Here is a 12,478-nt window from a genome sequence, read left to right as displayed (position 1 = left end):
CACCATTGCGATCGCAGAGCGGTAGACGGGGCGGGTCGTGATCGCTTTGCGGCGTCTTAGCCTTCTTTAGCGCTGATGATGCCGGCCACCAGCCGTGGCTGGCAGTTGATAAACGCTGAGGATTGCAGCCAGCGTGGGTCCGGGTAGTAGGAAAACATGAATTGCCCGCCTTTGAGGCTGTCCACCACCATGCGGGCGACCTCCGGGCGCACGGCTGGGCAACCCTGGCTGCGACCGATACGGCCTTGGGCGGTAATCCACGCTGGGTCCACGTAATCGGCTGGGTGAATGACGATGGCGCGTTCCCGGGCGCGGTCGTTGATCCCGGGCTCCAGGCCGTCCATGCGCAGCGAGTAGCCATGTTTGCCGGTATAGCTTTCCTGGGTGCGAAACAGCCCCAGGCTGGATTGATGGCTACCTTCGCGATTGGAGAACTGCGTGGCGAAGTTCTCGCCGGACTGTTGGCCGTGGGCGACCAGGTCGTGCAGCAGCAGACGCTGGCTGGTCAGGTCGAAGATCCACAGGCGGCGTTCGCTGGAGGGCTTGGAGAAGTCGATGACCGCCAGCCGTTTTGCTGGCTGGGCGCCGTTGTTGATCGCGCAGCGCATGGCGCTGATGGCATGGCCGAGCACCTTGCGTTGCAGTGCCGGCGCTTCGGCGGCGAGGTTCTCCAGCAGTGCATCAGGCGCCAGGTTGGCGGCCAGTAACGAAGGGGTTGGCAGTGCCAGGCAAAAAATGGCGAAGCAAATCCGCTGGATCATTGTCATCATTCAGTCTCTGGGGAGCGGCCAGCAAGCCTCACACTGACGCCAGGCAATGCGTAGTCAAGCCTGCGAGTCTAGCAGCCCATCTGGCCGATTCCCCTGAGCCATGGACGAATCCGACAGGCTGTCATCTAGCAGGCTAGCGTCGCAACACAGGTCATCTCTCTGTAGGAGCGAATTTATTCGCGATATATCTTGAAAGCGCTACAGAAGTCGCGGCTAAAGCGGAACGCCGCCCGGCCCCTCCCACGTGACCTGGCATTACCGACATTTGATTCGTGTCGCGACACTAGTCGGTCTTATATCTGGAGCAGTGCTGTGTTTTATCGCGACTTATCCATTGTCTGGGCGCTGGCCTTGATTGCACCTCTGGCGCTGGCCGAAGACCAGCCGCTCAGCCCCCTTGAGCAACAGCTTGCCGCGCCCAGCCTGGCCTGTGTGTCGCCTGCGTTGAGTCTGTCGGCGAGCGACCTGGAGTGGTTGCAGCCCTTTTATTTGCTGCGCGGCGCTCAGCCGGCATGGAACGAGCCCAGCCTGCAGGCACTGCTGGTGCAGCTTGAGGACCTGGCAGACGACGGGCTGGAGCCGCGCGCCTATCACCTGGAGCCGCTGCGAACGCTGGCGGCGGTCGAGCAGCCCTCGGCCACCTTGTCGGCCTGCATCGAGGTGTTGGCGTCCACGGCGTATTTGCAGGCCTTGCGCGACCTGGCCTACGGCCGTCTGGAGCAGGCCCGTGTCGAGCCACTCTGGCAACCGCAAGACAGTGTCGAGGCGCCGAATCACGCGCCCTTGCTGGCTATCGCCCATGCCGGACTGGCCGCGCCGGCCGACGCCTTCGAGCAGGCGCGCCCGACCTTCGCGCCTTATCGCGAGCTGCGCCAGCGCTATGCCGCGTTGCGCCGCCAGCCGCTGCCGCAATGGCTGGCGATACCCAGTGGCAGCTTGTTGCGCCCCGGTGCGGTGGATGCTCGGGTGCCGCTGCTGGAGCAGCGTCTGCAGGTGCGCGGTGATCTGTCCCAGGGCTCGGCGCTGTTCCTCGGCGAGGACGGCCCGGTGTACGGCACGGCTCTGGTGGAGGCGGTCAAGGCCTTCCAGCGCGATCACCTGCTCAAGCCCGATGGCGTGGTCGGCCCGGCCACCCTGGCGGAGTTGAACCACTCGGCAAGCGAGCGTATGCAGCAGATCCGCATCAACCTCGAGCGCATGCGCTGGCTGGCGCGGACACTCGAACCCACCAGTGTGCTGATCGATGTAGCGGGGGCCGAGGTGATGTTTTTGCGCGACGGCGTGGCGGTCTGGCAGGCGCGCACCCAGGTCGGTCGCCCAGCCCGGCCGACACCGCTGCTGCGCTCATCGATTACCCACCTGACCCTGAACCCGACCTGGACGATTCCGCCGACCATCCTGCGCGAAGACAAACTGCCGGAACTGCGCCGTGATGCGCTCGGCTATCTGGCGGCCAACCATATGCGGGTGATCGACTACGACGGCAACCCGGTCGACCCGCGCAGCGTCGACTGGGAGCGCCCCGGCCGGGTGATGATCCGCCAGGATGCGGGCGCCCACAGCCCGCTGGGCAAGGTGGCAATCCGCTTCCCCAATCCGTTCTCGGTGTACCTGCACGACACCCCGAGCCAGCGCCTGTTCGACAACCTGCCACGGTTGTTCAGCTCCGGTTGCGTGCGCATCGAGCGCGTCACCGAACTGGTCGAGCACCTGCTTGCCGAGGCCACGCCGGGTGAGCGCGCGCGTATTGCCCGGCAATGGGAGAGCGGGCGAACCCTGCGGGCGAACCTGCCGCGGCCGGTGCCGATTCTGATGGCCTACTGGACCGCCCAGGTCGGCGCTGATGGTCAGGTGCAGTTCCGCCCGGATATCTACGGCCATGACGCGCGCCTGCTCAAGGCGCTGGAGGCGTCCAACCGGATCTAGATGAGCAGAGTAGGGTGCGCCGCACCAAGAGCCGCCGCTGAGCTGGTGCGCACGGCGCACCCTACAAGGCCCTAACGGTGTTCCGGCAGGTGCTCGTAGAGGGTGCGACAGACGCCGATGATGTGCTCGTCGAGCAGCGTTACGGCGCGCTCGATGTCGCGGGCGCGGCAGGCGGCGATGATCTCGCGGTGCTCGTGGTCGGCGCGGTCCTTGCCCTCCGACAGGCTCATCTGCAGGCGCAGGTAGCGCTCCAGCTTGTCGTGGATGGAGCGAATCAGCCCGACCAGAAACGGCCGTTGCGCCGGCTCGTAAAGGCAGGCATGCAGTTCCCAGTTGAGCTCGGCCCAGCGCCCGATGTTGTTTTCGCCAATGAATTCGTCGCAGATGCGTTCGGCACGGGTGAAGGTTTCTTCGCTCATGTTGGGGATGGCCAGGCGCAGCACTTTGTCCTCGAGGAGGATGCGTACCTCGAACATCTGCGCCAGTTCCGGTTCGGAAATCCGCGTGACCACCGCGCCCTTGTTGCGCTGGAACATCACCAGGCCTTCGGCCTCCAGGCGTTTCAGGGCTTCGCGCACAGGGATCTTGCTGACGTTGAACAGCTTGGCGATGTCGTCCTGGCGAATAGGCTCGTCTTCAGCGAAGTGGCCGGCGACGATGGCCTCACGCAAATGCTTGGTGATGACCTCCGAGGCAGAGGGCGCGATGCCCAGGTTGGGCGCATTGAATCGAGGTAAAGGCACGCGGGTGTACCGAGTCAGGACAGGTTTTGGATATCTTATACGAAATTATTGCGGTGAATTTCCTGCGCCGCCGAAATGCTCGGCAAGCGCGCCAATCTGCGTGCGCTGGTTACGCACGAAGGTAAAAAACGCCTGGGCCACGGGTGACAGGTACTTGCCGCGCGGGTGCACCACGCACCAGCTGCGCAGCAGCGGCAGCTCGACCACCGGCAGCTCGCGCAATACCCCCGTCTGCAGCTCGCGGCGCACCGCATGACGGGGCAGCAGGGCCAGGCCCAGGCCGGCGATCACGCCTTCGCAGAGCCCTTCCATGGAACCGACTTCCTGGGTCTGGGCGAAGTGCGCGCGTTTTTGGTGGCAGTACTCTTCGCAGGCCCGGCGTGTGCCGGAGCCGGGCTCGCGGACCAGCAGCGGCCAGCCGGTCAGGTCCTGCAGGTGCAGGCTTGGCTGGCTGCACAGGGGGTGGTCGGCAGGCGCCACGGCAATGATCGGGTTGTTGAGAAAGGGCAGAAACTCCAGGTCCATGTCGGACGGCACCTGGGAGATGATCAGCAGGTCGTCGCGGTTGGCGCTCAAGCGCCTGATGGCCTGGGTATGGTTGACCACCGTCAGTTGCAGGCTGACTTCCGGGTACTCGCGGCGGAACGCGGCGAACAGGTGCGGCACGAAATACTTGGCGCTGGACTCCACCGCCAGGCTCAGCTGGCCCTGCAGCGAGCCCTGCAGGTCGGTCAACTGCATGTCCAGGCTCTCCAGGCGACCGAAGATATCGGCGCTGGCCCGTTGCAGCACTTCGGCGGCATCGGTGAGGTAGAGCTTCTTGCCGACATAGTCGAACAGCGGCTGGCCCACCAGCTCTTCAAGCTGACGAATCTGCAGGCTTACGGCCGGCTGGGTCAGGGCCATTTCCTCGGCTGCGCGGCTGTACGAGCGGTTATCGCACACCGCGCGAAAAATCTGCAGCTGACGAAATGTCATGCGTAACAACGACTTGCGCATTGCCTGGAATCTCGCCGGGGAGGTTTGCGCACAACTATAAGTCTTTACTTATGGCTAGCCCAATAAATATTGATTTTGGTTAATCCATGCCCCGGCGTAGGGTAGGCCCCACGCCCTGGTACTGCAGCGGGGCGCGACTGGCCGGAGGGTTCGGCCGCCTGTTCATGTGATCAAGGACTTTAGGCTCGTGATCAAGAAAATCCTGATCGCCAACCGCGGCGAGATTGCAGTGCGCATCGTGCGTGCCTGTGCCGAGATGGGCGTGCGCTCGGTGGCGGTGTACGCCGATGCCGACCGCCATGCCCTGCACGTCAAGCGTGCCGACGAAGCTTACGGCCTGGGCGACGATCCGCTGGCCGGCTACCTCAACCCGCGCAAACTGGTGAACCTGGCGGTCGAGACCGGTTGCGACGCGCTGCACCCCGGTTATGGCTTTCTCTCGGAGAACGCCGAGCTGGCGGATATCTGCGCCGAGCGCGGGATCAAGTTTATTGGTCCGTCGGCCGAAGTGATCCGCCGCATGGGCGACAAGACCGAAGCGCGGCGCAGCATGATCAAGGCCGGCGTACCGGTCACGCCGGGCACCGAAGGCAACGTCGTCGACATCGCTGAAGCCCTCACCGAAGGCGACCGCATCGGTTACCCGGTGATGCTCAAGGCCACCTCCGGTGGCGGCGGGCGCGGTATTCGCCGCTGCAACTCGCGCGAGGAGCTGGAGCAGAATTTCCCACGGGTGATCTCCGAGGCGACCAAGGCCTTCGGCAGTGCCGAAGTCTTCCTGGAGAAGTGCATCGTCAACCCCAAGCATATCGAGGCGCAGATTCTCGCCGACAGCTTTGGCAACACCGTGCATCTGTACGAGCGTGACTGCTCGATCCAGCGGCGTAACCAGAAGCTCATCGAGATCGCCCCCAGCCCGCAGCTGACCCCCGAGCAGCGCGCCTATATCGGCGACCTGGCGGTGCGCGCCGCCAAAGCGGTGGGCTACGAGAACGCCGGCACCGTGGAGTTTCTCCTGGCCGAGGATGGCGAGCTGTACTTTATGGAGATGAATACCCGGGTGCAGGTGGAACACACCATCACCGAAGAAATCACCGGCATCGACATCGTCCGCGAGCAGATCCGCATCGCCAGCGGCCTGCCGCTGTCGGTCAAGCAGGAAGACATCCAGTACCGCGGTTTCGCCCTGCAGTTCCGGATCAACGCCGAGGACCCGAAGAACAACTTCCTGCCCTCGTTCGGCAAGATCACCCGTTACTACGCCCCTGGCGGGCCTGGCGTGCGCACCGACACGGCGATCTACACCGGCTACACCATCCCGCCGTATTACGACTCCATGTGCCTGAAGCTGATCGTCTGGGCGCTGACCTGGGAGGAAGCGATGGACCGTGGCCTGCGCGCGCTGGACGACATGCGCGTGCAGGGGGTGAAGACCACGGCCGCCTATTACCAGGAAATTCTGCGCGACCCGGAATTTCGCAGTGGCCGCTTCAACACCAGCTTCGTGGAAAGCCACCCGGAACTGACCCAGTACTCGATCAAGCGCAACCCGTCGCATTTGGCCATCGCCATCGCCACGGCCATTGCCGCCTACGCCAACCTTTGACGAATCGTGCACCGTGCGCCCCGGATTGACACCGGGTCAGGAGAACAACAGATGAGCCAGAAGATTCACGTCACCGACACCATCCTGCGCGATGCCCACCAATCGCTGCTGGCCACGCGCATGCGCACCGAAGACATGCTGCCGATCTGCGACAAGCTCGACCGCGTGGGTTACTGGTCCCTGGAAGTCTGGGGCGGGGCGACCTTCGATGCTTGCGTGCGCTTCCTCAAGGAAGACCCCTGGGAGCGCCTGCGCCAGCTCAAGGCGGCGCTGCCCAACACTCGCCTGCAGATGCTTCTGCGCGGGCAGAACCTGCTCGGCTATCGCCATTACAGCGATGACGTAGTCGAAGCCTTCGTCGCCAAGGCGGCGGCCAACGGCATCGACGTGTTCCGCATCTTCGACGCGATGAACGATGTGCGTAACCTGGAAACCGCTATCCGCGCGGTGAAAAAATCCGGCAAGCACGCCCAGGGCACCATCGCCTACACCACCAGCCCGGTGCACACCACCGATGCCTTTGTCGCCCAGGGCAAGGCCATGGCCGCGCTCGGTGTCGACTCCATCGCGATCAAGGACATGGCCGGGCTGCTCACGCCCTATGCCACTGCCGAGCTGGTCAAGGCGCTTAAGGCCGAGATCAAGCTGCCGGTGTTTATCCACAGCCACGACACCGCTGGGGTGGCCAGCATGTGCCAGCTCAAGGCCATCGAGAGCGGCGCCGAGCATATCGACACCGCCATCTCCAGTCTGGCCTGGGGCACCAGCCACCCGGGCACCGAGTCGATGGTCGCGGCCCTGCGCGGCACGCCCTACGACACTGGCCTGGACTTGGAGCTGCTGCAGGAAATCGGCGTGTACTTCTACGCCGTACGCAAGAAGTACCACCAGTTCGAGAGTGAGTTCACCGGCGTCGACACCCGCGTGCAGGTCAACCAGGTGCCGGGCGGGATGATTTCCAACCTGGCCAACCAGCTCAAGGAGCAGGGCGCGCTGAACCGCATCAACGAAGTGTTCGCCGAGATCCCCAAGGTCCGTGCCGACCTCGGCTACCCGCCGCTGGTCACGCCGACCTCGCAGATCGTCGGTACCCAGGCGGTGTTCAACGTACTCGCCGGCGAGCGTTACAAGACCATCACCAACGAGGTGAAGCTCTACCTGCAGGGTCGTTATGGCCTGGCGCCGGGCCAGATCAACGCCGAGCTGCGCAAACAGGCGATCGGCAGCGAAGAGGTCATCGATGTGCGCCCCGCTGACCTGCTCAAGCCGGAGCTTGAGCGCCTGCGTGCCGAGGTTGGCGCCCTGGCCGCCAGCGAAGAAGACGTGCTGACCTACGCCATGTTCCCGGATATCGGCCGTAAATTCCTTGAGGAGCGCGCCGCCGGCACCCTGACCCCTGAAGCCCTGCTGCCGATCCCCGAGGCCGGTGGTGTGGCGCCGGTGGGTGGCGAAGGCGTGCCGACCGAGTTCGTCATCGACGTGCACGGCGAGAGCTATCGCGTGGACATCACCGGCGTGGGTGTCAAAGGCAACGGCAAGCGCCACTTCTATCTGTCGATCGACGGCATGCCCGAAGAGGTGGTGTTCGAGGCGCTCAACGATTACGTCGGCGGCGCTGGGGGCAGCCAGCGCAAGAGCGCCAGTGCGCCGGGTGATGTCAGCACCAGCATGCCGGGCAATATCGTCGAGGTGCTGGTCAAGGTTGGCGACCCGGTCAAGGCCGGCCAGGCGGTGCTGATCAGCGAAGCAATGAAGATGGAAACCGAAGTCCAGGCGCCGATTGCCGGTACGGTCAAAGCGGTGCACGTGGCCAAGGGCGACCGGGTCAACCCGGGCGAGGTGCTGGTGGAAATCGAAGGTTAACCTCATGGGGCGTCAACCCGGCTTATGGCCGGTGTTGGCGCCTCTTTTTTAGGTTATTTCCCAATTAAATGTTGCAGTCGCATGCAGACCATAAACGCGAATCCCGTAGGAGCGCCGCCCTCGGCGCGAAGCTTGTGGGCTATCTGATAGACCGCTGAATGGCCGCTATTCGCCGCGAGGCGCGGCTCCTACGAGAAGCAGCGGCGCCGTGCAACACCGAACTGGGACATAGCCCAATTAATAAATGTTGCAGACGCTTGCGCCGGTGCGCACGGCGCACCCTACGAGCTCAGGCTCCCCCGTAGTGTTTGCAACAGCTTGTCACCAGTGGCGGGTGCAACGATTGTGACTGCGTTGCGAATTTGGGTTTCCAAGGTCAACGCTTAACGCTGCGGAGAGTGAGATGGGCCTGGATCCGGTTGTGCTGTTCTTTGTCTTCGGCGTGTGCGCGGGGCTGCTGAAAAGCGAGCTGAAGCTGCCGCCGGCACTCTATGAAACCCTGTCGATCATCCTCCTGCTCGCCATCGGCCTGCACGGCGGGGTGGAGCTGGCCGCTCAAGCCAGCCTGCAATTGCTCGGCCAGGCAGCCTGGGTGCTGGCCCTGGGTATCGGCTTGCCGGTGCTGGCGTTTGCCGTGTTGCGCCTGCTGCGCTTCGACCGGGTCAACGCGGCGGCGGTGGCGGCGCACTACGGCTCGGTGAGCGCCGGGACCTTCGCCGTGGTGGTGGCCTATATGCTGGCCAAGGGCATCACCTTCGAGAGCTATATGCCGCTGTTTGTGGCGATTCTGGAAATTCCAGCGATTCTGGTCGGCATCCTCCTGGCCAAGGGCATTGCCCGCGACACCCATTGGGGCGAGCTGGGCCGTGAGATCTTCCTGGGCAAGAGCATCATGCTGCTGATCGGCGGTTTGATCATCGGTGCGGTGGCCGGCAAGGAGGCGATCAAACCGCTGGAGCCGTTCTACACCAGCATGTTCAAACCGGTGCTGGCGCTGTTTCTGCTGGAGATGGGCCTGATCGCCTCCGGTCAGCTCGGCGCGCTGCGCCAGTTTGGCCTGCGCCTGCTCGGCTTTGCCTTGCTGATGCCGCTGCTGGGCGCCTTGATCGGCGCGCTGCTGGGGCGCTTTATCGGCCTGTCCCTGGGCGGCACGGCGGTACTCGCCACCCTCGCGGCCAGCGCCTCCTATATCGCCGTACCAGCGGCCATGCGCCTGGCGCTGCCCCAGGCCAACCCGTCACTGTCGTTGACGGCTTCGCTGGGCATTACCTTTCCCTTCAACATACTGGTCGGCATACCGCTGTACCTGGCGCTGAGCGAGCGCCTGATCGCCTGGGGGCTTTGAGATGAACGCACACACCCGCAGCCTGTTGACCGTGATCGCCGAAGCGGCGCTGGAGAAGAAGCTGGTCACCGACCTGGAACAGCTCGGCGCCCCTGGCTGGACCATTTCCGACGCCCGTGGCCGCGGCGGCCGTGGCGTGCGCAGCGCCGGCTGGGAGGCCGAGGGCAATATCCGCCTGGAGATCATCTGCAACCGTGAGCTGGCCGAGCGCATCGCCAGCCATCTGCAGGCGCAGTATTACGCGGACTACGCGATGGTCTGTTACCTGTCGCAGGTGGAAGTGCTGCGCCCGGAGAAGTTCTAGCGGGCTGAGCGCTACGCGCGACTGTAGGAGCGAATTTATTCGCGATGCTGTCACGCATTTCGCGGGTATAAGGCTGGACACCTTTTTTAGCGCCTACATACCTGCAATTGCTCGTTTATGCCTACACAGCAAAAGCATCGCGAATAAATTCGCTCCTACGGATTCGGTATGTGGGCCGCTATGTTAACGCGCGTTCAGGTAGGCCTTGCCGTAATGCCGCTCGAGGCGGGCCTGGAGCAGTTCCAGGCCAATCGACAGCAGCCAGTAGATCACCGCTGCGGTGGTCAGCATCTCGATATAGCGGTACGAGGAACGGCCGTAGGACTGCGCCAGGAACATCACTTCCCAGACGCCCATCACCGAGATCAGCGAAGAGTCCTTGAGCATCGAAATGAACTGGTTGGCCGACGGCGGGATGATGGTGCGCATGGCTTGCGGCAGGGTCACCCGCCAGAAGATTACCGCCGGTTTCAGGCCCAGCGCCAGGGAGGCTTCGTGCTGGCCCTTGGGTACGCCGATGATGCCGGCGCGGAAGATCTCGCTCAGGTAAGCGCCGTAGTTCAGCGACAGGGCAATCACCCCGGCGGTGATCGCGCCTGGCACCACGCCCAACTGCGGCAGGCCGAGGTAGATCAGCATGATCTGGATCAGCAGCGGCGTGCCGCGAAAGAACGAAGCGTAGAAGCTGGCGATGCCAAAGGCCACCGCGCTGCTCGACAGCCGCGCCAGGGCGGTGGCAAAGCCCAGGGCCAGGGAGGCGAAGATTGAGCAGACGCAGACGAACAGGGTCAGCGCCGCACCCTGCAGGAAGCCGTTGGGCGCCAGTTGCAGGCCGAGCAGGAACGGCAGCTTTTCCTGAATGATCGAGAACTTCAGGTCGAAGGTCAGGAAGAACGCCACACACAGGGCGAGCATCAGCGCCCAGGTCAGGTACAGGCGGGTGCGAAAGCCGAACAGGCGGGCCAGCGGGGCCTCGCGCGGTTCGGCCGGGCGAGGCGACTGTGGGGTGGGGCTCATTGAGTGATGTCGGCGCCGATCCATTTCTGCGACAGGGCGCTGAGGGTGCCGTCGGCTTTCAGCTCGGCGAATACCGCACGGACCTTGGCGTCCCACTCGGCATCGCCTTTCTCGATCGCCACCGAGTTGGGCTCGGCATACAGCGGCGCGCCGGCCAGCTTGAAGCGGCCGTCCTGATCCAGGCGCGGCTGGGCGCTGACCAGGTTGGTGATCATCGCGTCCAGGCGTACGCCGGCGCCCAGGGCCAGGTCCTGGAAGGCCACGTTATCGGAGTCGTAAGGCGCGGCCTGGACGTTGTCGAAGGGGAATTCCAGCTGGGTGTCTTCAGCGCCTTCGATGACCAGGTTCTTGTTCACGTAGCTTTCGTAGCTGGACGCGCTGACCAGGCCAACTTTCTTGCCGCTGAGGTCTTTGGCCGAGTTGATGGCCTGCTGGTCCTTGTGCACCACGATCACTGCCGGCGAGGCGTAGTACTGCACCGGGAAGTCGAAGACTTCGGCGCGCGCCTTGCTCGGGGTCATCGAGCAGATGCAGATGTCATAACGGCCACCCCAGCGGCCGGCGGCGATCACGTCCCAGGACGGTGTCTCGAAGCGCACCTTGACGCCCAGCTTTTCGGCGAAGGCCTTGGCCACGTCAACGTCGAAACCGTCGAGCTGGTTCTGCTCGTTGAGGAAGGAAAACGGCGGGTAGCTCTCCATCAGCACGCTGACCACTTCCTGGTTTTTTTCGACGCGATCCAGGGTGGCGCCGGCCAGGGCCTGGGTGGATGCAGCCAGTACGGTGAGGCCCAAGGCCAGTAGCGTGTGCAGTTTCATGGGAATCCCTGGTACGAAAGTGGTTGTGGAGCGCCGAGGCGGGCGTATTAAATAGTTATAGAGAACGCTCTGATAGTGAGTTTTTTTCATAAACATATAAGCAGGCAGCATATGAGCGCAAATTCGGTAGTCATTCTCGACGGTGGCATGGGCCGTGAACTGCAACGCCGTGGGGCGCCTTTTCGCCAGCCCGAGTGGTCGGCCCTGGCCCTGAGCGAGGCCCCTGAGCAGGTGGTGGCGGTGCATGCGGCCTATATCGCCGCGGGTGCCCAGGTGATCACCAGCAACAGTTATGCGGTGGTGCCGTTCCACATTGGCGAGGCGCGCTTTGCCGCTGAAGGCCAAGGTTTGGCTGACACCGCCGGGCGCCTGGCGCGTCAGGCCGCCGATGCCGCGGATGGTCAGGTGCGGGTCGCCGGCTCGCTGCCGCCGCTGTTCGGCTCCTACCGCCCGGACCTGTTCGACGCGGCCCGGGTGAATGAAGTGCTCGCTCCGTTGGTGGCCGGCCTGGCGCCCCACGTTGACCTGTGGCTGGCGGAAACCCAGAGCGCCACGGCCGAAGCACGGGCCATCCGCGCCGGCTTGCCGGCCGATGGCAAACCCTTCTGGCTGTCGTTCACCCTGCAGGATGAAGACACTGACGAGGTGCCACGCCTGCGCTCCGGCGAGCCGGTGGCCGAGGCTGCGGCGGTGGCTGCTGAGCTGGGTGTCGAGGTGCTGCTGTTCAACTGCAGCCAGCCGGAAGTGATCGGCGGGGCCATCGATGCAGCGCGTGAGACCTTCGCCCGCCTGGGCGTGCAGGTCGCCATCGGCGCCTACGCCAACGCCTTCCCGCCGCAACCGAAAGAAGCCACCGCCAACGACGGCCTCGACCCGCTGCGCGACGACCTCGACCCGCCCGGCTACCTGCAGTGGGCCGCCGACTGGCGTGCGCGCGGCGCCAGCCACCTGGGCGGCTGCTGTGGCATCGGTCCGGAGCATATAACGGTGTTGGCCGAGCGCCTGCGCTAAGCAGTGCGCGGCGCTGTGCTTTGTCGCCGGCGCCGTGCGTCTAGCAGGCACTGCCCGGACGCCGTCCGGGGTTGCT

At 64.2% G+C, this 12,478-nt stretch carries 11 protein-coding genes; 6 read left to right on the top strand and 5 right to left on the bottom strand.

Going from position 1 to position 12,478, the window contains the following annotated elements:
* Positions 1-56: 56 nt before the first annotated feature.
* On the bottom strand, positions 57-770 hold the full coding sequence (locus BMW49_RS21395; protein ID WP_069519773.1) for a murein L,D-transpeptidase catalytic domain family protein: 714 nt from the start codon (positions 768-770) through the stop codon (positions 57-59).
* Between the two features lie 312 nt (positions 771-1,082).
* Here BMW49_RS21395 and BMW49_RS21390 point away from each other — a divergent pair, with 312 nt between their 5' ends.
* Positions 1,083-2,696, top strand: coding sequence for a L,D-transpeptidase family protein (locus BMW49_RS21390; RefSeq protein ID WP_083251776.1), 1,614 nt, complete (start codon positions 1,083-1,085; stop codon positions 2,694-2,696).
* A 71-nt stretch (positions 2,697-2,767) separates the two neighbouring features.
* Here the strand turns inward: BMW49_RS21390 and BMW49_RS21385 are convergent, their stop codons facing one another.
* Positions 2,768-3,439, bottom strand: a complete 672-nt coding sequence (locus BMW49_RS21385; RefSeq protein ID WP_069519772.1) for a GntR family transcriptional regulator — start codon at positions 3,437-3,439, stop codon at positions 2,768-2,770.
* A gap of 45 nt (positions 3,440-3,484) precedes the next feature.
* On the bottom strand, positions 3,485-4,438 hold the full coding sequence (locus BMW49_RS21380) for a LysR family transcriptional regulator (RefSeq protein WP_069519771.1): 954 nt from the start codon (positions 4,436-4,438) through the stop codon (positions 3,485-3,487).
* A 187-nt stretch (positions 4,439-4,625) separates the two neighbouring features.
* On the opposite strand from BMW49_RS21380, the gene BMW49_RS21375 reads away from it, so the two are divergent.
* The 4 genes from BMW49_RS21375 (at position 4,626) to BMW49_RS21360 (ending at position 9,556) form a co-directional block, all read left to right on the top strand.
* On the top strand, positions 4,626-6,044 hold the full coding sequence (locus BMW49_RS21375; RefSeq protein WP_069519770.1) for an acetyl-CoA carboxylase biotin carboxylase subunit: 1,419 nt from the start codon (positions 4,626-4,628) through the stop codon (positions 6,042-6,044).
* Positions 6,045-6,095: 51 nt separating this feature from the next.
* A complete protein-coding gene (oadA, locus tag BMW49_RS21370) occupies positions 6,096-7,907 on the top strand; it encodes a sodium-extruding oxaloacetate decarboxylase subunit alpha (protein ID WP_069519769.1) in 1,812 nt (603 codons plus the stop codon).
* A gap of 403 nt (positions 7,908-8,310) precedes the next feature.
* Positions 8,311-9,252, top strand: a complete 942-nt coding sequence (locus BMW49_RS21365) for a sodium-dependent bicarbonate transport family permease (RefSeq protein ID WP_069519768.1) — start codon at positions 8,311-8,313, stop codon at positions 9,250-9,252.
* Between the two features lies 1 nt (position 9,253).
* A complete protein-coding gene (locus BMW49_RS21360) occupies positions 9,254-9,556 on the top strand; it encodes a P-II family nitrogen regulator (protein WP_069519767.1) in 303 nt (100 codons plus the stop codon).
* A gap of 183 nt (positions 9,557-9,739) precedes the next feature.
* Here the strand turns inward: BMW49_RS21360 and BMW49_RS21355 are convergent, their stop codons facing one another.
* Both BMW49_RS21355 and BMW49_RS21350 read right to left on the bottom strand, forming a co-directional pair.
* Positions 9,740-10,573, bottom strand: coding sequence for an amino acid ABC transporter permease (locus tag BMW49_RS21355; protein WP_069519766.1), 834 nt, complete (start codon positions 10,571-10,573; stop codon positions 9,740-9,742).
* Positions 10,570-11,391: an ABC transporter substrate-binding protein gene (locus BMW49_RS21350; protein WP_069519765.1), complete on the bottom strand. Its 822-nt coding sequence runs from the start codon at positions 11,389-11,391 to the stop codon at positions 10,570-10,572. The genes BMW49_RS21355 and BMW49_RS21350 overlap by 4 nt, the downstream gene beginning before the upstream one ends.
* Positions 11,392-11,502: 111 nt before the next feature.
* Between BMW49_RS21350 and BMW49_RS21345 the strand changes: the two genes are divergently transcribed.
* Positions 11,503-12,402 carry a homocysteine S-methyltransferase family protein gene (locus BMW49_RS21345; protein WP_069519764.1) on the top strand — a complete coding sequence of 300 codons (900 nt, stop codon included), beginning with the start codon at positions 11,503-11,505 and terminating at the stop codon, positions 12,400-12,402.
* Positions 12,403-12,478: the final 76 nt, after the last annotated feature.

Source organism: Pseudomonas cuatrocienegasensis (genome assembly GCF_900110925.1).
Taxonomy (GTDB): Bacteria; Pseudomonadota; Gammaproteobacteria; order Pseudomonadales; family Pseudomonadaceae; genus Aquipseudomonas; species Aquipseudomonas cuatrocienegasensis.
The sequence above is the reverse complement of the archived record's forward strand: the minus strand, read 5'-3'. Positions and strand labels throughout refer to the sequence as shown.